Raw genomic sequence first — 23467 nt, forward strand, 5'->3', positions numbered from 1 at the left:
CTGCCTAAGCAAGAGGGCTATTCTCAATGTTAGTTAACCATTTTTCTTCTTTGTAAGATAAAAAGTGCTGCACAGCTTACAAGTAGAATAGTTAGTCCAATCAATAACCAATTGAACGAATTGGTTGCTGTATTCGGAAGCTCTTGTCCATTTTGTTGAACTGGAACTAAGCTCTTTCCAGGACTTGAAACTTCTTCACTAGTTGTTTCAAATACTGTATAAACACTAAAGTGGGTTGTCGTAGCTGTAACAACTCCATTACTGTAGCTACCACCTATTAGCTCCCACCTACTTGTAGTCGGATTCCAGTAGAATACTTTTACATTATCAGGATTACTTACTCTTGTGTCGTCCACGTTAAATGTTAGAGTAACACCTTCACTGAACTGACTAATCACTTGGCCACCTTGAGTAATAGTAAAATCATACACTGGACTTAGTGCGTTTTGAATATCCTTTAGCTTTAATATATGGATGCTTGTTTTTTCATTTCCGTTTGTTAAAACACTACTTGGAATTGATAAAGTTACATCACCATTAGCTATTTGGATTTCTACCTTTTTATCCTTTAGTAATTCGATCTGATCAGCTGTAAATTCAACAGAGATATCAGAGGTGTTACTGTTTTGCAAATCAACAAAGAGTGTTCCTTTGTTTGTAATATTTTCAAGTTGTTTATCTGTAACGGTAGCTTTATTTCCGTTAACTGCTGGTTTAACTGTTACATTAGATTTGTTTGAGTTATTGTTCGGGTTACCTGGATTTGTGGTATTTCCATCTGGAGTTTGAGTTCCATTGTTGCCCTTATCCGGAACCTGTCCACCATTATCTTGACCTGGTGTTTGTCCTCCATTATTTTGGTTACCCTGACCTGGCGTTTGTCCTCCATTGTCTTGATTACCTTGACCTGGTGTTTGTCCTCCATTGTCTTGATTACCTTGACCTGGTGTTTGTCCTCCATTGTCTTGATTACCTTGACCTGGTGTTTGTCCTCCATTGTCTTGGTTACCTTGACCTGGTGTTTCTCCACCATTATCTTCGTCTTCAACCTCAACAGTTGTAAACGTTGATTCTACGCTAGCTTCAAGTGTTTTACCAGCATAATCTTTTACATCTTGCTCCACGACTACACGGTACTCTTGATTTGACTCAAGGTTTGTAGCTGGTTTCCAAACAATTTTTTGAGCGAGCTGCTTAGTTGCATCCTCTTCAAAGTAGCCTGGTTTTCCTGGTGTTTCTTTATAACCATTTAGCATTTCGTAATCTAATGATCCTTCAACTAATTGGTCACCTTTATATACCTTAATTTTCGAATCTAAACCTTCTACATTCATCAGGCGGTCAAAACCGATTTCTACTGCACTATCTAAAGCAACATCTGTCGCATTTATTGCAGGTAAAATGGAGTTAACTACCGGTTTTGATGTTCTAACTAATGGAACGTTTAGCTCTGTCTCAGCAGGAGGAACAACAACCGTACGACTAGTATAAGTGTCAAAACCATCCTTGCTGAAAATTACTCGCCAGTCACCCTGAATAACGTCCCATCCATAGCGACCTTCTTCATCGGTTACTTGTGGATTAATTTGACCATAGAATGCAGCATTCCATTGTTGCCATCTTCCGTTTACAGATTGTTCAACGACTGCTGTTGCTCCCTGTAATCGATTTTCCATACTTCCTTCAAATACATATCCCGATGGGTCAATTAGAACGATGACTTCCATAAGAGGTAATTTAATCACTTGATCACCAATTGTGAAGATCAATTCTAACATTTGCTCCCCATATGAACTCCATGTGCTAGGAATTCCACCAATATAATGGTCTCCGTCCTTAGTAAGGTCGTATTCTTGACCAAGGAAGCTAATTTTCGCTGAATCTACCTCACCACTAAATTGAACTTTCACATCGATAGGCGTGTACTCAACGATTGCTGAGGTTACGACACCAGTGTTCGGGTTAATGGTAATGTTTTGATTCCATCCAGCTGAAATTTTTACATCAGTTACTTCTGGGATGTTTGGCTCGTATGAAACAGTTACTGGTTGAGAGTATGTTGCACGCTCACCTTCAATCACCTTTGCAACTAGTTGATGTGAGATATTTTCTCCTGTTTTTACTGGTAATGTTACATCCGCATACCACCAACGACTATCAACAGTTGTTTGAGCTAATAATACATCTCCATCATAAATTTCTACCTTTGCACCTGATTTTGCATTACCATACACCTTAATTTTAGATGTAGCAGTAATTTCTGGTGCGTTTAGAGTGACAAACAATACATTCGTTGTTGCCGTGAACGTATTCTGGTTTTCATCTAAAGAAATTGTTGCATTTGAAACAATTGTTTGAGTCGCCGCTTCATTCACATTCGTTTTAAATGTGATAGTTCCAGACTCTCCCGCCGCTACACTCGGAATAACCACTTTTCCACGATCCAATGTAACAGCTTGTCCATTTAGAAGGATAGAATCCTCTATTAATTCCACATCAGTAGAAAGGTTTAATGAAACTTCCACATTTTCAGCAGGAGCTGTTCCATTATTTTTGTAGTTGAAACGGTAATCTAATGATTTACCTGGAACAACGGTTTGCTTAGAAGCAGTAAATCCGTTTCCTTCTCCTACAAAGCTTCCTTCACCCTCTTCAACTAGTGTAATAACATATTCCTCTGGCAGAGGCTGTATGTCTTCTAATTCTACATTAGGCAGATTGTACGCATCCGTCTTTAACACATAGCTACCGTCAGCTACATTACGAATCTTAAAGTATCCATCCGCGTCTGTTCTAGCCCAGTTTGTACTCCATGTACTACCTTCTGCATATAGGTACACATAGACATTCTTTGCTGGCTCACCATTTTCTTTTAGGATTTTTCCGTGTACATATTTTTCAGACTGTAACACGATTTTTCCTAGATCAAAAGTACCATTTACAAATTGATCAGCAGTAACAGTTACTTTATGAGATTGATAGCCTTGCATTAAAATCTCAACTTCTAACTCTTCTTTGTGTAGTCCATCTAACTGAATTCCTTCTGAGTCAGATTGACCATATGCATAGGTTTGATCTCCGTATGCGTAAATATAAGCCCCAGAAAGCGGACTATCGTTTGAGTCAACAATAGAGCCTGTTATAGATACACCTTTATCTACAACTACTTCGATTACATCTGTTGAAGAATCAACTGTAACCTCAGCATTGTTGTAAGTAATATATCCAGGTACCTGTACAGTTAATTGATACTTGAATTGATCAGACACAACAACATTTTCAAGTGTGTATTCTCCAGTATCACTTTGCTCTTGCCATAAATAGTATTGGCCCTCTTGGTAACCAAATGCTTCCATCACTGGATAGCTATAAAGTGATAGATACTCAATAGAGTCTACTGGATTACCTTCTTTGTCAGTTACTTTTACTTCGACATTCATTGTTTCTTTTTCGAACTTCGTTAATACGATTTCATACGGATTAGTCTCGTAATCCTGTCCAGCTACAATTTCAATCGTTTCTATTGTAGATGGGTATGTTCCATTTCCGTAAACAATTAGTTCATATTGACCGGCTGGAAGAGACAATGTTTTGCTTGGTGTATACCAAGAACGTAAGAACCCTTCTCCATCAGTGTAACCATATAAGTATACATCCTGGTTGTTTTCACCCAATCCTTGTATTGAATATTCAAGGTTTTGAGGAACTGATTCGTCTTTGGAGTCCACAACCTTAAATGTCACATTTTCCATGTCGGCTTGTGCACGTTCTGTTACAGCATACGTAAATGCTGAAGCCAATCCCTCGTTATCTGAGTTAACTGCTTCAATCATAAATTCGTATTCTGTGTTAGGTGCTAATGATTTAAATGTATAAGTGTAAGCATTAGAATCAACAGAATCAACCTTTTCCCCATTTTGGTATAGGTTATAGTGATCAATGCTTGAAGTCATTTCCTCTGACCACCACTGTACTTCAATTGCTGTCTCTGAAATAGAGCCTACATAAGCATAGATAGATGGTACATAGATTTGACTGTCATAACTTACATATACCCCTGCATTTTGAAGGGTTTCAATAGTATTCATTGTTGCTGAATCATTTACATCCAACGGCATGCCATACAGGTATAAGTTAGTTAAATTTGTTAAGTCTATTAACCTACTAATGTCACTCGCAGGGTTATTCGCAAGCCATAATGTATCTAGGTTTGTTAAACCAGCAAGTGGACTTACATCAGTAATGTTGTTCGTATCAAGGTCTAAGTAAGTCAGGTTCGTTAGTGAGCTTAATGAGCGGATTTCTGTAATCTCATTACTCCATAGAATTAGGTTAGTTAAGTTAGTTAAATTCTGTAAAGGAGTTATATCACTAATTTGATTAAAACTTACGTCAAGGTACGTTAAGTTGACCGCTTTATCTAAGCCTGTTAGATCTGTAATTCCCAAACGACTAGCATACAAGCTTGTTAATTGATCTAGGTCACTTGTATAAAGATCTCTGTCATACACATTTAATGTGTTACGAATGGCTTCATTTAGAGCTCCGTCAGGAATATTTACGACTTCCCCAAGGTCCTCATCAGGGTCTTGTCCTGGATTTTCACCCTCAGAACTGCCTGTTGTTTGTACAAGAATTCCTTCACCAAACCCTGAATCAGTATAAGAAGCGTTAACCGATACGATATAGTTTGTATTTGGTAATAGATCTGTAAATGTATATGAGGTCACAGATGAATCTAATGATTCCTCAGTAATACAAGAACTAGAATAATCTTGTTCATTCTGCTCTTCAATGCATACAGAATAACCAATAACGTCAGGAACTTGATTCCAGCTAATTTCTATTGATGTATCAGTAGTATTTACAACTTGAATACCAAGTGAAGGTCCTGGTTCAAACTCTCCATCAAACCCGTCAAATACTAGTTCCACAGGTGAAACAATATAATCTGTACCTTCTAGTACCTCAAATTGATACGTACTGTATTGGTTAAATACTCCTGGAGGACCATATAAAAAGACTTCATATTGACCAGCAGGTAATGAAAATGGTTCATCATCATAAAAGCTCTTAAACTCTCCACTTTCACTTACATATCCGTATTCAAATACTCGTTGGTTAGCATCATCCATACCATTAATAGAAAATTCATAGTTCTCAGTTGACAAATCAGTCTGATTATTAAGGTTAATATTAACATCCCTTAATTGATCAGCCGGATAGTCTGTCCAAACCGCATTGTATCCACTAATAATACGGCCATCAACGTAGTGTGCGTCTACTTGAATCTCATAAAACGTATTTGGAGAAAGATCATTAAATACATGGGAAAGTGTATCTGGTTCCACAGTAACAACTGTATCTCCAATTGTTACATCAAAGTAATCTACTTCCTCGGATTGATTCCATATAGACCAATCAATCGAAATGGAATTTTCCGTTACATTCAGTAAATTAACATAAAGATACTCGTAGTATTCACCTGGATAGTTATTATAATAAACATTTACTCCAGCTGCTCTAAGTTCTTCTAGAGTTGTAAAATCTTCTATTGGATTGTTATATAACCATAGGTCTCTTAAATTGGTTAATGAACCTAAAGGTGTGACATCAACGATTTTATTGCTATCCAAGTCCAAGTAAGTTAGTTGCGTTAAGTTACTTAAAGGTGTTATATCAACGATGTTGTTATTCCAAAGGGTTAAGTCCGTTAAAGAAGTTAATCCAGCAAGTGGGCTAATATCTTCAATTTCATTTCTTCCCAAACCTAGTCCTTGTAAATTCACCGCATGTTCTAAACCTACCAGACTAGTAATCTGTTGATCGTATGCATAAAGGTAAGTTAATTCCTCTAGATCCACTGAAGTGATATCTCGCGAATAAACACCAATCTCTTCACGTACGATCTGCTCTAGTGTTGCGTCAGCGAATGTAACTAATTCCCCTTCTTGCAATCCACCATTTGTTTTAATAAACATGTAAGTTCCATATGAGAGACCGTTTGAAAATTCAGCATTTAAACTAAATCCATAACGGGTATCAGATGAAAGATTTGTAAAGGTATAAGAAGTAGTACCTTTCTCTAAAGTTACATCTTGCCCCTCATAATAACTAGAATCTTGGTTATATAAGTATAGGCTGTAGTTTGTTACCTTTGATTGATTTGTCCATTCTACGGTGATCGAATTCTCGGTTACATTCGTTACCTTTACTTTAAAAGGTTCGGATGAGTTCTCACCTTCATTAAAGGTTAGTTTAAATGGATTTTCTAGGTAATTAACTCCCTCTTCAACCTCAATGCTATAAATAGTTGAATTATCATAGTTTTCCGGATCATAGATAATTACATCATATTTACCTTGAGGTAGTTTTAAACTATTGTACTCCCAAAAAGTTAAATACCCTTCATAGTTCACGTATCCATACTGGAAGAAGTCTTGATTTGATTCATTTGTACCACTAATAGAGTACTGATAACCATTTGTTAAGGGTTGATCGTTTTCATTTACAGCTTGGATTTTTACCTCTTGTAAATCCTCAGGAGCCCAAGAAGTAGTGATCTCAGTACTAGAAGAAACGACTGTTCCATCAACAAGATTTCCTTTAACTTCAACATTGTATGTTGTTCGTGGCTGAAGACCCGATAACACATAATTGGTTGAAGCGGAAGAAAGAGATTTTACTAGATCTCCATCTAAGTAGATATCGTATGATTCAAAATCCCCGTAATTATCCCACTCAAATTCAAATGAATTATGAGTTACTCCCTGACCTGAGTGATATAGATAGAGATATTCGTCATAAACTGGATACTCTGGCATCCAATCAAAATAGACGGACACACCTCGAGACTGTAAATCGTTGATTGTCGAACTAGTTGCAGAACCCTCTGATAAATCTAAAGATAAACCATATAGATGAAGTTCTCTTAAGTTACTTAGCGAGCTTACATCCGTAATATCGGTTACCGCACTAAAACTTAATCGAAGTGTTTCAAGTTTAACTAAACTTTCAATTGGAGAGATATTCACGAGTTGATGATTATCTTCCAAATCTAAATAGCTTAAATTAGTTAAAGAACTTAAACCACTAATATCCGAAATTTGCGTACCCCATAATGTTAATGAGGTTAAATTAGTTAAACTCGCAATTGGACTTACATCAGTAATGTCATTCGCACTTACATCTAACCCTTCAAGATTGGTTGCATACTCTAGTCCAGTTAAGTCTGTAATGCCTTCACCTTGAGCATATAGGTAAACGAGCTCTTTTAAGTTAGCTACTGTAAGAGCACCTTCGGAAATCCCCAATTGATTTTGAATAGCATTTTCTAATTGAGGATCTGGAATTTCAACTGTTTTAAAATTCTCTGATCCAACGATTGATAAAGTCACTTCTTTTGTAGTACCTGATTGCTCAGTTACTGTAATAGAAATATCTCCATCTCCGTTATCAGCGAAAAACCGTTTTAACTCTCCTAGTGTTAAATTGTCGTTCTCAGTAATACCCAGGAGCTCTTTAAAAGATAGGCTTCCAACTCCATCTGTAAATGTAACAGAGTGTGTTGATCCATTATAAGAAATCAATGCTTCTGAAGGATTTTCAGAAGAGAACAATGTAAAATCGTTAACCAACGAGTCGTCATTTTCCAATGCAGAACCGATCGTAAATGCAGGATCCAGGAAGTGCTTCATATTCAGCGTAAACTGATTATCTCCCGTATCCATTGGTTGAACGCCTATCCCATTGATATTAATAACCATATAATCAATAACTTGACCTGAAGTGTCCCCTACTTCTTCTTGGTTATCTTGCTCACTAGGAGCTGGTTGCTCAGTTGTTGGTTCTTCGACTACTACCTCAGTAACTTCTTCTTCTGTAACACGAAGAACAATTTCTCGTTCGTTGCCTGAGTAGTCAACAAGTGTTCCAGAGATCTTTCCGCCGTATAAACCCATTTGTTCTTTTAATTTACCAACGGATACTCCGTCCTGTTGAGAATCTAGCTCTCCAAGAATCTCACTAATATTTGCAGTAGCAAGACCGTTAGTAAAATCAAAAGTTTTAGAGTTAACTAGGAAAGAAAATGTCGCATGTGCTGCATCTGCAGAAGCGTTGATGCTAATATCAGTAAACATGTCCGTATCCTGCATCCCTTTAATAGAAGCAGAATATTCATTCTCTGCTGTTTGGACAGCAGGAATGGCTTGTCCACCAATCATAAATTCAACCGAACTAACTTTCGGTGCATCAACATCCTCAAAATCGCTAGTCATTAACGATAATTCAGCACTTGAATATTCCTCACCTGAACTCGTGATTCCTACAATTTGATATGTATATTGCGTGCTTTTGTTGATATCTGCATCAATATAAGAATAATCCGTTATAAAGACACTGTCTTCTGGTGAACCCTGTTCTTGAACAACAACAGGTTCAATTTTAAACGATTCACCATTCTTAATTAGCTTAAAATCCACAAAATCCTCACCGATAAAATCGTCGGTGTGCCAAGAAATTCGGATGGTGTTATTCACCTGAACAGCCTCAGCATCCGAAAGCATCATACTTGCTTTCGCGGTTTGTGAAGAAAACGGGCTCACAACAATTGAAAAAACCATTGTGAAAATCATTAATAGATTTAATACTTTCCTCCCGTTCAATTCGAACCCCCCTCGCTTACGAAAAATAGTAAAATAGTAGCCAAACTAGGGATTATTACCCAAATGACCAATGACTATTATAACTTTAATTTAGTAAAATGTTAACAATTTATTGTTAAATTATGAACAAATTGTTACAAAGAGGGGGTGTTTAGAAAAACTACTGGAGACTTCCAAAATATACACTAATAATGCAAGTGAACAAAAAATGACTCCTATATAATTCCGGAGTCATTTAGTCTTTTGCTATTTATTTGTTTGGAGGAAGCCATTAATTACTTTTTTCGATCGTAAAACATGCCATCTGGATTATAATTCTCATATGGATTCGCATATTTATTTGTCGACTCTTTTTTTGTTTTCAGGTCTTTCATATCCTTTTGAATACTCAGCTTTTCTTGGTTCATTAACCCGTTTAAATGATCGTTAAGTTGCTTGCACTTTTGTAACAGTTCTCTTTCAGCATCTGTCGAAGGCGGAGTTGCTGATTTCATTGCCTCATCACGAAGAGTGAGCAACCTTTCTGTTTCCTCAATTCGTTCATCACGATCCCCCTCTGCCTGGTATAGCTTTATCAACTGGGCAGTGAGGTCAAAGAACTGCTGTAATCCTTTCACTAGGCTTGGCCACCTTGAGCAAATTGCTTTTGACGGTTTAGTTGGATTACTTGCTTCCAAGTATCACGGTATTCCGTAATATAACCCGCTACTTCATCAAGAATCTTTGTGTCATTTTTAATATTCGCTTCTACTAAACGACGATACATGTAATCGTACATAACCATCAAGTCTTTTGATACAGGTACATCCAAATTCAATGTAACCATAAATTCTTGGATTATATTTTGAGCTTTAATCAAATTTGTATTCTTATCTTGTATATTCTTTGCTTCTATCGCCACTTTAGCTTGGTTTATAAACTTCAAGCAACCGTTATATAGCATTAGTGTAAGCTCGCCTGGCGAAGCTGTATTTAAAGAGTTCTGTTGGTAAGCTTGATAAGGATTATTTAAAGCCACTTTCTTTAACACTCCTTTTAATTTTTTAGTAAAGTTCGTAAAAATTAGCTTTTTATGCTTTGCTTTATTAACCGCTAAAATTTATTAGTTGGGCCATTTGCTCATTAGAGCGTTGAATTGCTTTTTCCATGGCCGTGAATTGTTTCCAATAACGATCTTCTATGCGAGTAAGACGGTTATTAAATATATCAATCTTCTTGTCGACGTCATCCAAGAGTTTTCCAATCTCGAATTGCCTATTCGTTGAAAAAGAATTACCAGCCTTAGAACGTAATTTATCTAATCCCTGATTAATAGTTTCAGTTAAGCGATGAGCAATTCCCATATTGCTTGATGTTGTACCAGTAGCTGAAAAGAGCTTTTCAATCGATGCAGGATCTGCTTCAATAGCTTTTTTTAATTCCGCTTCATCTATGATTAATTTTCCACCCTCTTGATAGTTCGAGGAGGTTTTTATTCCGATACTTGCAAGTTGTTTAAAAATCGGACTGATTTCTTCATTGGAAACCGGATTTCCAAAGTCAGTACGCATCTTTGATAAGATGGAGCTTAAAACTGGATCCCGGCGCAGCATCCCGCTTTTTGCCTTTTCTTCCCACTGCTCTTGCTGCTTTTCTGATAAACCTTCTCTTTCTTCGTCAGTTAAAGGATTATATGATTTATAACGTTCTTCTTGTAGCTCACCTTGTATTTTGCTAATTAACTCATTATATTTCGTAACAAAGCCTTTAATATTGTCAAAAATTTGCGTAGAGTTATTAGAGATGTTTACAGTTGCAGGCGCATCCGAGAATGTTTTTTTAATTGTAAATGTTACTCCACTTATTTCAAAAGTATTTGATGTTCTTTCTGTTTCTAAACCATTAATTGTAAACTTAGAATTCGAACCACCAATTTCAGTAGCTCCACTAAAGTTTAAAACATTATCAAGAAAATCCCCTGATGTAATAATCTCTTGTCCTGATTTATTAAAATCTCCTGTTTCTTTGCGTGTGAGAGTCATTTTATCTGTGACAGAATCATAAAACATTGTTACACCAACTGTTGATTCATTTACTTTTGACATGGTAGAGTTTAACGAATCTGTACCTGAAATATTAAAGTTTTCGTTCTTTTCAGTTCCGTCTGTATTAAAAGTTTTTAAGTTGAAATTGATATAGTCTTGCTTATAAAAAACCTCTACCTTTGCATCTTTTGCAAGTTGTTGGCTGTTTGTGAAAGTGAATTTACCATTTGCATCAATTAATCCAACCTCAGTCATTCCGTTAAAAACCTTGTTGTTTGAATCAACTGTGTAGTTTTCGACACCCCCAGCTGTCGTTACCTTAATATCTGTTACTGTACTACTTCTATGGTTCGCATCAGTCGATAGTGTAAATGTGTTAGACTCAGCTGTAATAGTAAGTTCCTGAACACGTCTAGAAGCCACATAATCTACTTTTATTGAACTATCTTTTTTTATTGTCTGATTAAAAGTTAAGTTTCCTTGGGAATCAATCATAACTTTATTACTAGACGTACCGGAAGAAAAATCATTAACAACTTGATAGGATACTCCGTCAACTTTTACATTCATGGTCCCAAGATTGCCCGTTTGTACATTAACTCCATCTTTCAGAGTTAACTTGAAAGAAGTTCCCTCTACAGTAGCAGCTACAGTTTGTGTTTCCGCAACCCCATCTGATTGCCATGTGATACCTGTTGCGAAACTTGTACCAATTTCAGCCAACGATTTAGTAGCATCAATTTTATTTCCTAATTTCGAAACAGCCTCTGTATTTACCTTAGAGGCAGCGGATGCTAGTTGATCCACCTTTGAAATTGAATATGATGCAAGTGACGCCGCACTTGATGCAGTAGCGGTCACCTTCGATTCATCTGTTGACGTAGTCCCTCTTGCACGATAAGTTGAGGAAAGCTTCATTGTTGTTAATTCTGAACGAAAATTCAAAAGAAGTGTGTTCATTGCACGGTAATCATCACGCTGCCATTCTAATATTTGCTTCTTTTGTTTTAACTTATCAAAAGGAATACGCTCTGCCTTCATCAAGTCTTTGATTATTGTATCAGTATCCATCCCACTAGCTAATCCACCAATTCGAACCATATTAACACCTCACTAAATCTTTTTATCTATCATAATTCCTATATAATCCTTCATAGCTGCATAGATATCTAGCAACTTCTTTGACGGTATTTCTCTTACAACTTCGTTTGTTTTGTCATCAACTAGAGTCACATAGTATTCATTTAAATCTTCATGATACTCGAACTTCAAAGAAGTCTGAGCCGGAGTTAGAAAGTCATTTAATCCTTCTACTACTTTAGACACTTTGTTTTTATCTTCATCATTTAGAAATTTTTCTTCGCTAACTTCGAACTTCGGAACTACGGTTACTTCTCTATTAACTTCATTACTGCCTTCTACAGTATTATTCGATCTTGTTGGTGAAGCAGAGCTACTTGTTGAAATTATGCGTTCCAACATACATATCCCCCCCGAAATTGTTCTCCTTTTTCTTATATCGGATAAAATAGGGACATTTTTAATATTTTCTTGGTTTTCATCCTTATCAATTTTTTCAATACTAATTTTATGAGTAATTGACCTTAAATCAGCGTATTTTTATTAAAAAAGCGGCCAACCGAAATCAAGTTGACCGCCAATTAATTATTAAATTTAATTAAATTAAATTTACTTAAATCCTCTTGACTATTAGTTGCTAGCTAAGACGTATATTGGCATCGGAAAGTGTTGTTTGGTTCACATAACTCTGATACTAGACACTACACCTTAATACTTCTTGAACCGCACATATAACATCCTGAACATCTGAATCCGTCATTCCCGGAAAAATGGGCAACGTTAATGCTTGTTCATACCAATTTTCAGCCTTTGGGCAAAGTCCTTTTTTATATCCTAGATTCTGATAAAAAGGGTGCCAATAAACAGGGATATAATGGACATGAACACCTATATTAAGAGCACGTAATTCCTCAAAGATTTTTTTCTTTGATTTTTTTATAATACTTTTATCTAGTTGTAAAATATATAAATGCCAACCCGATTCAGTATCTTTTAGTTGTCTTGGTAGATATACTCCCTCAATGTCTGATAGAACATTATTGTACATAGTAACAATTTCTCTTCGTCTACTTAAAAATAAATCTATCTTCTTTAATTGTGATAAACCTAGTGCTGCATGGATGTCACTTAGTCGATAATTATAACCGAGCTCTAACATCTCATAATACCAATCACCTTGTTCCGCTGAAGATGCTGTTTTAGTAATTCCATGGTTCCTGAAAATAATTAGTTGATCGTAATACTCTTTAGAATTTGTTGTAATGATACCACCTTCTGCAGTAGTGATGGGTTTAACGGGATGAAAACTGAACATTGTCATGTGAGCCTGAGTACCCACTTTTTTTCTCTTATATTGTGCACCTAGTGAATGTGCACCATCTTCAATTACAACTAAATTCTTTTCCCGGGCTAATTTAATAATAGGATCCATATCCGCAGGTTGACCGGTAAAATCTACAGGTATAATCGCTTTTGTGTTTTCATTAATTTTTTTCTTAACGTCTTCCGGATTAATATTATAAGTATGCTCGTCTATATCAGCGAAGACTGGCGTACCTCCACAATATAGTATCGCATTCGACGTTGCCGCAAAGGTAATGGGAGTGGTAATCACTTCATCTCCATTAGAAATACCAGCTACATGGCAAGCACCATGTAACGCTGCTGTTCCGTTAGCGAAAGCAACTGCATAGTTTACACCAACATAACTAGCAACTGCATCCTCAAATTCCTTTACCTTCGGACCTTGGGTTATAAAGGGAGATCTTAATGTTTGAATAACAGCTTCAATATCATCTTCATCTATAAATTGCTGACCATAAGACAATAAAGTCTTTCTTTTTTCCAATTCCTATCAGCCCTCTCAGAAATCAAACCATATATTAACTAAAGTAGAAGGTCCCAGCTTAATGGTGTACCCTTTGTAACACCTTTTCTTATTTTCTTCCCTAGTACCAATTCCAAGTATTTTGGAGCGAGTCCAAGTCCTGGTCTTATAACACGAACATTGTCTTTCGTCAAAATATCTCCACGAACTAGGTCATTTGAAATATAAATCGATCTTCTATGATCTAAAGATGGTTTTTCCGCTTCAGTTGGCCCATAACGTATGTCCCCCAAGCTTTGCCAAGCACGCTCTGATTCTACGACTAAAGATTTTAATTCATATGGCTCTAGTGAAAAAGCAGAATCTACTCCCTCTTCTTTACGGGAAGTCGTAAAATGCTTTTCTATTACAACAGCTCCAAGAGTAACAGCAGCTATCGATGTCCCGATTCCCATTGTATGATCGGATATTCCAACTTCCACACTAAACAGATCTTTCATATGAGGGATTGTTAGTAAATTTGAGTTTTTCGGAGTGGCTGGGTAGGTACTCGTACATTTTAACAATATAATTTGATTATTTCCTTGCGCCCGGACAGTACTTACTGCTTCATCAAGTTCACTGATAGAGGCCATCCCAGTTGAAATAATAACAGGTTTACCTGTACTGGCAACTTTCTTTATTAAGGGTAGATCAATATTCTCAAAAGAAGCTATTTTATATGCAGGTACTTGAAGTGTTTCCAAAAAGTCTACTGCCGTCTCATCAAATGGAGAACTAAAGGCTATCATTCCATGTTCTTTACATCTTTGAAAGATAACCTCATGCCATTCCCAAGGCGTAAACGCTTCTTTATATAAATTAAATAGAGATTGTCCTTTCCATAGATTAGTTTCACCTTTAATAAAGAATTCATTTGTGTGTATATCAAGAGTCATTGTGTCAGGCTTATACGTCTGCAATTTAATAGCGTCAGCCCCTGCTTCTGCAGCCAGATCAACAATCTTAAGAGCTCGTTCTAAAGATTGATTATGATTACCAGACATTTCTGCAATTATAAATGGTTTTTCATCTTTCCCAATAAGCCTATTCCCAATCTGAATTTTCATCATAACCATTTACCACCTCCAACAATGGTATTAACCATGTAGGTTCATTTATTTCATTCCCTGTTAGTTTTAACCCCAGCATACTCATATTAGATAAAACCTCATTGTGTTCATTAAGAGTTAATAATAATTGTTTATAAGTTTCAGTATTTACAGATTCATGCCAGCCGAGATTCCAGACTACACCAGAATAGGCTGCCATTTCTGTTGTTTCTAATTGATTTTGTGCAACAATGGTACTAGATGATGGCAGTCCTAAATAACATCTTTCCCAAGTTGAGCTTCCACCTGCACCTATCGAAAAATCAGCTTGTACCATTAAAGAAGCTAAATAATTAATCTGACAATGATAATGGAACCCCAACTCGCTACTCTTTAGTTTTATGTAATTACGATCAGGATTTCCCATTCCCACTACCACATCGATACGATCAAATAAGCTTTGATCTTTTACAAGTCCTTTCGAACCAACTTTGCATAAGTCACTTAGAGCATGAATAACCTTCTTAGTTTCTCCTGTTGGATCACTTCCACCCATAAAGACAAGGATATTTTTAACAATGCCTGATCTAAATTTAATTGTCTTTCTCGCATTTATAAACTCATCACGGAGGATCAAATATCTTGGACCAAGTAACTTAACACAATGATTCGGGACAAGAGTATCGTACCGATGTTCATAGTTAGCAACTAGGTTTTGATCAATAAGTAAATCACAGTCATGCACTCTATTAGCTAGATCATCTATTACAATAATCTTGTTAACATACGTACGAACAAGTTGCTCCCATTTCACATCAATAAGATAATGATCAATAATACATACATCTGCATGAATTAAATGGTTAATTATAGTGTAACCTAATGAATTTACATAATTAATTAAATTACCCGGCAGATCTCCCATGATAAAAGTAATATTATGCCCTTTACTTCTTAATTTATTTGCAACCGTTAAACATCTCATCACATGACCACTTCCTATTTCAATAGAAGCATCTGCTCGAATAAGAATATCCATCAAATCACCGGCTTTTGCATTATATGCTTATTAAGTTTCACGACTTCTGGATGATCTAATAAAAAGTTAATAACTGCATCACTAGAAACCAATGGATTATTAAAATGGTTGGCAATTGCTAAGCATAATGAATAGTCCTCTTCAGTATCAAGTGTGATTCTCAATTCAGGGTAATGTCGATTTATTGGTACTTCGTAGGTTGCCCAAAGGAACTCTTCAGGATGTTCATATGCATAATACGTAACATGCTCTCGATGTCTCTGTTCCTTTCCATGTTTATGTATATACAAAAGTGCCTGGTAGGATATCAATTCAACCGCTAACCCATTTGGCATTTTATTTCTTAAATCAATAATATCCACTTTCTTTTTCTCCATTAGGGATAGAATCTCAGTTGCAACTTCGTAGTCTACAAAAGGGCAATCTGCAGTTACTCTCATGACATAGCTGGGCTCGTATTGTTTTGCACACTGTACATATCGATCAAGCACGTCTTGTTCAGACCCACGAAAGCAATCAACTCCATTTAATTGACACCATTCTTCAACTACATCATCTTGAGATAATCTAGAGGTGGCAACAATAATATCACGAATATGGTTGATTTCCTTGCAACGTCTAACCACGTAAGAAAGAACATCGAATTCTCCTAGTTTCTTTAGAACTTTTCCTGGCAGTCGAGTTGAACCTATTCTAGCTTGTATTATAACAATAGCATTCATTTTAGATATCCCCTATCTTCATTTTTCAATTATAGGAACATACTTATGATATTTCTTTCCTTTCTCCGTCCATGTCTCTTTTAACATTTCGTAGACATATATGTCATGCCAGTCTCCGTTTTTATATATGTGCTTTTCGAAGACTCCCACTTCCCGTGCTCCCTGAAGTTGGTGTAACTTACGAACAGCTGTATTCTCCCCCATTACTTCGCCCATTAGTTTTTCCAACCCGAGAGTATGGAAGGCATAGTTATACATATAGGCACCAACAAAACCAGCTATCATTGAATAACTTAGATCTCCTATGTAAAAATTCCAGTAGGCACGCTTATGCTTTTCATCAATAGAGGTGATCGAAATATATCCAATTAATATGTCTTTATACGACATGATCCAGTAGAGTCCTTTGGGATCATGGTTAATCGAATCTAGCCACTGTTTTTGCTTCATTAGATCATAATCAATGTCGGTGTACATATATTGCGTTACACACTTGCTTGTACGCCAATCTAACACCTGTTGTAAATGTTCTTCTTTAATTCTTATCCATTTCATATTATAGAATCACAACTTCTCTCGTAAAGGTTTCTAAAAAGCTCTGTCCATCCCACACACCATTAAAATTCAGCGCTTGTCCAATCGGTACGATTCGATCAATTCCCCTTGTGGATATAGTTGAGGCAAACTCAAATAATTCCTCCTTTTCGTACCCAAAGTATGTTAATGTCTGGTCTTTATCCGTAATCATTGAACTCACTTCAGATAAATGTTGAACTTCACACTCAAAAAACAATCCCCGGCCACAGTGTTTTTCTCGAACATCTATTGGTACATTTTCAATTGAGACACGGGTATACAATTGCTCTCCCTTCACCCTTGTAGTTATATCTTCCGTCGCAAGCCATAAACTAGTTGTGAACTTCAACATTTGTGTTGCAGGGGTTAATTCATACTTTTTTTCCCTAGTTACAAGATTAAAGTTCTTCCAAAAGTCATCTTGTACACGCTTAACTAGCTGATTATCACCAATCCAAACGATAAGTTTTGGGGAAGAGCAGGCCATTTGATCAAACCAAAATACATCATTATAAAAATCGTTTATTAAACGTCCATATTCTTCTTTATCCAACCGGTCAAGAAGGCTGGCATTTATAGCTGCAAGTGAAAAGCGATTAGGAAAAACTACTTCATTTGCAAGTGGTGGTAGGGAGATTTGCCTGATAGCTTCTACTGTTTCATCTCCCCCCCAAATTACCCTCGTATTACATAAATTAGAGAAATAGGTAGTCTGTTGCTCATTATGTTCGTAAGTAAGCAAAATCGTTCGATTCGCTATTCCTCTATGATTTGGATCTTTAAAGACCTCCAAAACAGCTGAAAGTAAAGCCATTTTCTGGGGTTGATCTTTACTAGAAAGTCTAATAATATTTCTGTTCCCAGCTAACAAAGATAAGATCCAAGAATAAACAAATATAGTATCTACGTTAGAAGGGGCAATATGAAATACTGTGCCTCTTGCTTTAAGGAAATGCTTCCTTTTTCGCTTATCCCAGTCCCCTTTCATACAAATTATATTCGCTTTTCTTAGCCAATAACCAAGTGCCACAAATTCTGGGTACTCACGGAAGCGTATGAACCGCTTTGATAAGTCCTGTACAAATCCAAGAACAGCAGGATCAAATGGAGCGTAAGGCTGTTGCTCTTGAAATTTCTTCACAATAGTATCTAATTCATTTGTTTCTGGCCAGTAAACATGTGTCATTTATCTTTCTCTCTTTTCTATTGAAAATGTATCACTACATCCTCTAATTTCTGCCTTTGGTATTCTTCCTGAAACAGAAAAATATTTCCCTTTCCAACCACAAGAGCAATCGTCTTCACCATGAATTACTCCTATATCCTCTGTAAGGAGACTATGCCCAGGGTAACTTTTAGGAAGTATACTTAGTACCTGAATAAGGCCTTGCTTCTTAAATGAAAGTGGATGAAAAGAAATTGGATCTCTAATAATAATGTCTGCAAAAGGCGGAGAATGGAGATATCCCTCTGAACATTCCACAAAAATAGATCCTACTTGTTCAACCATCCCATAATAATTTCTTACCTCATCAATCCCAAATTGATTCTTTAATAATGCATTAAAAATAGAACGGTCAACTTCTTCATCTTTAAGTTTTTTCCAACCACCACCATGAATAAGAAGACTGTCAATTAAATTTAGTGTAATTCCTTGCTTAACAGCTTCTTTATAAAAAAACTGCCAAACCATATATGTAAATCCAAAAAGTAAAATGGGCTCTCCCTTATATTTTTCTAAGAAACAATATAACCCTTCCCAATCCACACTCATATCATCATGAAGTAAGTAAAAATGATGGTGACCAAAGTTAGAAAATCCTAATATCCCTGCCCCTCTTGCAGTAAAGGATTTTCGATCTTTGATTACATTCTTTGAATCAATAATAATCATAGGTAACCTTTTTGTACCTAGAATAGGGTTCATTACTGTGACAAGTGCTTTTGTTTGCGCAACGGATGTTTGTTTGTCCAAATAAATCTTAGAAACTTGTTGACCTGTTGTCCCACTTGAAGTAAGTACTTTAAATATTTCATCCTTTTTAATGGAGAATAAATCCATAATTTTAAACAACTGAACAGGTAAAAAGGGTACTTCTTCCAATGCCTCGGCGTACTTTTTTTGTCCAATTTTATTTATCATATTTTTATATGGTTGGCAATTTTCATAATGATATTTTGTTAAAATGTTCAGTTCATTTAAAAAGTTAATTTTACCCTTAGTTTGATTTATCATGTAACCCATTCCTTTAGTTGCTCGTAGTTTACTTTTCCATTTGGAAGTCTTGGAATACATTCAATTATTTTTATACTAATGGCACTTCGGTGTAATCTATATAGCTTCTCCATCAAAGTATAAATACGATCTTGTTGTTCGTCTGTTCGAATCAAAATGACTAATTTATCATCAGATCCTATACAGATGACCTCAATCTCTAATGATACCTCTAATTGTTTTTCAATATCATCTAAATTTAATCTTAGACCATATAGTTTTATAAATCTCTTCATTCGACCCTTTAAATAAAAAAAACCTTCATTATCCACTTCAGCAATATCACCCGTTCGCAATTTACCATTATGTTCATCACCCTTTGACAAATCAGACCAATTTTTGGCATATCCAAGCATGACATTCGGACCTTCATAAATTAACTCGCTTGTCTCCTGATCGAGAGACAGGTTTCCTTGAGGTATAGCACGCCCTATACTCAATGGTTTATCTATGACACGTTCAGGTGGAAGATAACTAATTCGGGCTGTTGCTTCAGTTTGACCATACATCAAAAAGAATTGTTTACCATTCTCTAGAGCATACTCTCCAAAGTAACGAACATGCTTTTCCTGCAGTCTTCCTCCAGCTTGAGTAAAATAGCGAAGATAAGGCAAACTCATATTCTTAAACCCAATTCGGTGTAACATTTGATATGTATAGGGTACCCCTGAAAATGACGTCGCTCTTTCCCTTTTAAACAACTCCCAAAACTCTTTAGAAAGAACACTATTATCGGTTAATATAATCGATGCGTTGGCATAAAGATGACTATGTATGATAGATAGTCCATAAGAATAATGCATAGGTAAATTAGCCATTCCTCGATCCTCTATACTTATTTGCAAGTATTCCGAGATAGATTTAGCATTTGCAAGAATATTATCAAATGATAATTTGACGAATTTTAAACTTCCTGTTGTTCCTGAGGTACTTAACAAAAGAGAGACTTCTGGATGTATTACATAACTTGGTTGATGCTCTCTTTTATAGATTCCATCCTCAATTTCATCATAATCCTTATGCGATAAAGCTCCGAGGATATATGCAGGCTGGTATGAATCAATAATTGTATACAAGAGCTCTTTATCAAGATCGGCAGAGACCAACATGGCAGTATCCTGATTTTCTAGAACAGCTAAGTAATTCATTAATGATGAAAAATCATTCTTGGTTAAAATTAATACCAACTGCTTACGAGCAGCTTTTATCTTAAGAGAAAAAGTCAAAATTTGCTTATTTAATTCCTCATATGTATACCTTTGACTATTAGAAAAAATAATAGCCACTCTTTTATAATTTTGGTGAGAAAGATTCCACATACTTTTATACTTACCCTCCTAAAAAGTTGAAGAATAATATTATTCTCTCCAATTAGGTTATACGAAAATTACACTTACTCTATTTTATTCGGCTAAATCGGAAATTTTTTAATAAAAAAAGCATGGTTTTTTACCATGCTTTTCTCCTAATTGGATATTACTAAAATCGAATACCATACTTACTTAAGATTTCTTTAGCTTTGGCAAAAGAATCAAGATTAATAACATCTACTGTATCTAACATAATGTCAAAACGATCATCAATTTCTGCTACTAGTGCCATATGCGCAACAGAGTCCCATTTTGCGACTGAGTTGTAAGTCAATTCGTCAGAAATAGCGCCTTCATCCATTCCTAGTATATCTGAAAATATTAATGTTAATTTTCGAGTGTTATTCACATGATCATTTCCTTTTATATTGTTATTTTTTATAATTAATATTTATAGAAATTCCCCTTGTATTAAACAATGATGGATTTATGGGTTAGATTTTCCCTTAGAAGTCTTTTTGTAAATCGATAAAAATTGGTATCGCTATTGGCCTCATTACATTGATTTAGGTTAAGTTTTGCATCAAGATAATCCCGATGCCTTTTAAGTGATCGAACAAAATATTCACTTGCTTCCTCTATATTTCCTTTTCTAATTAGGAAGTATCCATAATTATTCAAGATAGAAGGATTTTCAGACTTTTTAACTAACATTTTAAATATATTGAAAGCACTTGAAATATCATTCAAACTAAACTTTAAAACGCCTAAATAAAAATAATACTCTTCATAATTATTCCAATCATTTAGGTCAAGAGTAAGTGATGCATTAGATAGAAACTGTTCCGCTATGGCTAACTTCTCTTGAAACAAGTACAGTATTCCTAGAGATAAGGCAATGTCACCTTCCTTAAAACCTATATTATTTAATAGTTGAGTTAATTGAACAGGTTTATATTGGCTAATGACATTAGATACATCCCTTTTTTGATTACTATAATTGGCAGAAGTGTTATTCTGATGCACCCTATACTTAATAAGAATTTCAGGTATGTATTCAAAACGATAAGAATTCAGGAGCATCTTAAGTGTAATATCGTAATCCGTTGCCCCTCCGCTTGACTCAAGAAAGGAAAAGTCATGTTTATTCTTAAACGCCATTGCTGAACCCAATATGTATGATCGTTTCATTTGCTCCAAGAGGAATTTATCACCAAGAATTGAGTTGGGAATTTTAATAATGGTCCCTGTACTACATAACGTTTCATCAACAATTTCATAATCACCCATAATTAACTCAGCCCCTCGCTTGAAAGCCTGAGCAGTTAATTCAAGTCGATTGGGCATTGCAATATCATCTTGATCAAGAAGAACGATGTAATTGCTTGAAGCTTTTTCCAACCCAAATTTAATGGTACTCGATATCCCACCATTTGGCTTGGAAAACCACTTAAATCGTTGATCATAGGTGCATTCCCTAATTAGTAATTGAACAGATGAATCTGTACTCCCATCATCGACATAAATAGCCTCGAATTCGGAATAAGTTTGAGTTAATAAACTATTTATATTGTCTTGTATAAACTTCTGGCCATTGAATACAGGTATGATAATACTTATCTTTTCTTGACAGTACATCTATATTTCCTCTCTTACAAATAATTGACTAAGTTCTTAATTTACAGTAGGTCATTAAAATGTTATCTTCATCCGTTAAGACTGGAATAATTTTTAACTCAGTAAAATTATCCTTTTCCACATAATTAATGTTCTTATCTATTAGTAAGTAGTAGGGTTGCATTTTCCTTGCTTTAGACAATAACTTTAACGCCATGGCTTTCTCTTTATATTTAGTTGCATAAATAACACCTATGTTATGTATAGCTTGAAAACAGTTCTGATCTATACTACATACTTTCTTAAATTCATAAAGTGCAAAATCATATTTACTATTATTAAAGTATAAACAACCCAAATAAAAATATGTATATACATCCTTTGTATCATATTTCTGAGCCTCTAGAAAATATTTATAGGAGTTATGATAATCTTTCTTATAATAATACTCCATAATCCCAAGGTTAGAGTAGATATCTCCTTTCAAATGGCCCTCTTGATTCCAACGTTTTTTTAAATACTCATATGAATATAAAGAGTGGACCATCGAAAAACTAGCAAACATTCTTTCTGAATTTCTCGATGAATTATTTTGATGAATTCTATATTTAATGAGATCTGCATCTATATATAAGAATTTATAACCTTTCTGGACAATTTGTAAACAAAAATAATAATCACAACAAATAATGTCTAAATCACTTTTAAGCCATTCAAAATTTCTAATAGCTAACGCAGAGCCGGTAAAGTAATTTCGTCTAAACAAATAATAAAATAAATTATCGTTATTAATGTATTGTGGTAACTTAAGAGAGAGGTTAAATGATTTACCTCTATAATCTATAAGTTCTAATCCGTGATAAACAAAACCAATATTACAATCTTTTCGAAAGGTATTTGCGATTGACAGTAATCTATCGGGATGTGCTATGTCATCTGCATCTAAAAAAACTAATACTTCTCCTGATGCAATATTAAATGCGTCACGATATGCTGCTGCTATTCCTTGATTTATATCTTTATTTATTATTCGAATGTTCACATATGAATTGTCTTTAACAAAATTCTTTAATATCACTAGCGAGTTATCAACGCTTCCATCATTCACAAAAATATGTTCTACTTCAAGTCCATCCCGATTACAATTAATAAGGCTTTTTAAACACTGTTCTAAATGCTTTTCATTATTATATATCGGGGTAATTGTACTTAGTCTCATTGCAATCATCTTTCTTTATT

General features: G+C 35.3%; 16 protein-coding genes. All 16 read right to left on the bottom strand.

What is annotated here, in order from left to right:
* Positions 1-29: 29 nt before the first annotated feature.
* Entirely contained in the window at positions 30-8666 is an 8637-nt protein-coding gene (locus ACVBAX_RS15990; protein ID WP_447117891.1) for a leucine-rich repeat domain-containing protein, read from the bottom strand.
* A gap of 275 nt (positions 8667-8941) precedes the next feature.
* Positions 8942-9283: a flagellar protein FliT gene (locus tag ACVBAX_RS15995; RefSeq protein WP_447117892.1), complete on the bottom strand. Its 342-nt coding sequence runs from the start codon at positions 9281-9283 to the stop codon at positions 8942-8944.
* Positions 9283-9684 (bottom strand): flagellar export chaperone FliS, encoded by a 402-nt coding sequence (fliS, locus tag ACVBAX_RS16000; RefSeq protein WP_447117893.1) that lies wholly within the window; start codon positions 9682-9684, stop codon positions 9283-9285. The genes ACVBAX_RS15995 and fliS overlap by 1 nt, the downstream gene beginning before the upstream one ends.
* Positions 9685-9751: 67 nt before the next feature.
* A complete protein-coding gene (gene fliD / locus ACVBAX_RS16005) occupies positions 9752-11791 on the bottom strand; it encodes a flagellar filament capping protein FliD (RefSeq protein ID WP_447117894.1) in 2040 nt (679 codons plus the stop codon).
* Between the two features lie 12 nt (positions 11792-11803).
* Positions 11804-12172, bottom strand: coding sequence for a flagellar protein FlaG (flaG, locus tag ACVBAX_RS16010; RefSeq protein WP_447117895.1), 369 nt, complete (start codon positions 12170-12172; stop codon positions 11804-11806).
* 292 nt (positions 12173-12464) lie between these two features.
* Positions 12465-13619, bottom strand: a complete 1155-nt coding sequence (pseC, locus tag ACVBAX_RS16015; protein WP_447117896.1) for a UDP-4-amino-4,6-dideoxy-N-acetyl-beta-L-altrosamine transaminase — start codon at positions 13617-13619, stop codon at positions 12465-12467.
* A gap of 38 nt (positions 13620-13657) precedes the next feature.
* Complete coding sequence (gene pseI, locus ACVBAX_RS16020) at positions 13658-14707, bottom strand: pseudaminic acid synthase (protein WP_447117981.1); 1050 nt, start codon at positions 14705-14707, stop codon at positions 13658-13660.
* Positions 14685-15728 carry a UDP-2,4-diacetamido-2,4,6-trideoxy-beta-L-altropyranose hydrolase gene (gene pseG, locus ACVBAX_RS16025; protein ID WP_447117897.1) on the bottom strand — a complete coding sequence of 348 codons (1044 nt, stop codon included), beginning with the start codon at positions 15726-15728 and terminating at the stop codon, positions 14685-14687. The genes pseI and pseG overlap by 23 nt, the downstream gene beginning before the upstream one ends.
* A complete protein-coding gene (locus ACVBAX_RS16030; protein WP_447117898.1) occupies positions 15728-16450 on the bottom strand; it encodes a cytidylyltransferase domain-containing protein in 723 nt (240 codons plus the stop codon). Before ACVBAX_RS16030 ends, pseG begins: the two co-directional genes overlap by 1 nt.
* 18 nt (positions 16451-16468) lie before the next feature.
* Entirely contained in the window at positions 16469-17005 is a 537-nt protein-coding gene (gene pseH, locus ACVBAX_RS16035) for a UDP-4-amino-4,6-dideoxy-N-acetyl-beta-L-altrosamine N-acetyltransferase (protein ID WP_447117899.1), read from the bottom strand.
* Position 17006: 1 nt separating this feature from the next.
* Entirely contained in the window at positions 17007-18212 is a 1206-nt protein-coding gene (locus ACVBAX_RS16040; RefSeq protein ID WP_447117900.1) for an acyl-CoA reductase, read from the bottom strand.
* A complete protein-coding gene (locus ACVBAX_RS16045; protein ID WP_447117901.1) occupies positions 18213-19262 on the bottom strand; it encodes a LuxE/PaaK family acyltransferase in 1050 nt (349 codons plus the stop codon). It lies immediately after the preceding gene.
* Complete coding sequence (locus ACVBAX_RS16050; RefSeq protein ID WP_447117902.1) at positions 19259-20620, bottom strand: AMP-binding protein; 1362 nt, start codon at positions 20618-20620, stop codon at positions 19259-19261. Before ACVBAX_RS16050 ends, ACVBAX_RS16045 begins: the two co-directional genes overlap by 4 nt.
* Positions 20621-20780: 160 nt before the next feature.
* Complete coding sequence (locus ACVBAX_RS16055; protein WP_447117903.1) at positions 20781-21020, bottom strand: acyl carrier protein; 240 nt, start codon at positions 21018-21020, stop codon at positions 20781-20783.
* 62 nt (positions 21021-21082) lie between these two features.
* Positions 21083-22249: a glycosyltransferase gene (locus ACVBAX_RS16060; protein WP_447117904.1), complete on the bottom strand. Its 1167-nt coding sequence runs from the start codon at positions 22247-22249 to the stop codon at positions 21083-21085.
* Between the two features lie 28 nt (positions 22250-22277).
* Positions 22278-23447 (bottom strand): glycosyltransferase, encoded by a 1170-nt coding sequence (locus ACVBAX_RS16065; RefSeq protein WP_447117905.1) that lies wholly within the window; start codon positions 23445-23447, stop codon positions 22278-22280.
* Positions 23448-23467: the final 20 nt, after the last annotated feature.

It is taken from the genome of Robertmurraya sp. GLU-23, assembly GCF_052983275.1.

Excerpts from the sequence above, each read along its gene's own strand:
- fliD (WP_447117894.1), bottom strand. The coding sequence starts at position 11,791 with ATGGTTCGAATTGGTGGATTAGCTAGTGGGATGGATACTGATACAATA.
- flaG (WP_447117895.1), bottom strand. The coding sequence starts at position 12,172 with ATGTTGGAACGCATAATTTCAACAAGTAGCTCTGCTTCACCAACAAGA.
- pseI (WP_447117981.1), bottom strand. The coding sequence starts at position 14,707 with ATGAAAATTCAGATTGGGAATAGGCTTATTGGGAAAGATGAAAAACCA.
- pseG (WP_447117897.1), bottom strand. The coding sequence starts at position 15,728 with ATGGATATTCTTATTCGAGCAGATGCTTCTATTGAAATAGGAAGTGGT.
- ACVBAX_RS16030 (WP_447117898.1), bottom strand. The coding sequence starts at position 16,450 with ATGAATGCTATTGTTATAATACAAGCTAGAATAGGTTCAACTCGACTG.
- pseH (WP_447117899.1), bottom strand. The coding sequence starts at position 17,005 with ATGAAATGGATAAGAATTAAAGAAGAACATTTACAACAGGTGTTAGAT.
- ACVBAX_RS16040 (WP_447117900.1), bottom strand. The coding sequence starts at position 18,212 with ATGACACATGTTTACTGGCCAGAAACAAATGAATTAGATACTATTGTG.
- ACVBAX_RS16045 (WP_447117901.1), bottom strand. The coding sequence starts at position 19,262 with ATGATAAATCAAACTAAGGGTAAAATTAACTTTTTAAATGAACTGAAC.
- ACVBAX_RS16050 (WP_447117902.1), bottom strand. The coding sequence starts at position 20,620 with ATGTGGAATCTTTCTCACCAAAATTATAAAAGAGTGGCTATTATTTTT.
- ACVBAX_RS16060 (WP_447117904.1), bottom strand. The coding sequence starts at position 22,249 with ATGTACTGTCAAGAAAAGATAAGTATTATCATACCTGTATTCAATGGC.
- ACVBAX_RS16065 (WP_447117905.1), bottom strand. The coding sequence starts at position 23,447 with ATGAGACTAAGTACAATTACCCCGATATATAATAATGAAAAGCATTTA.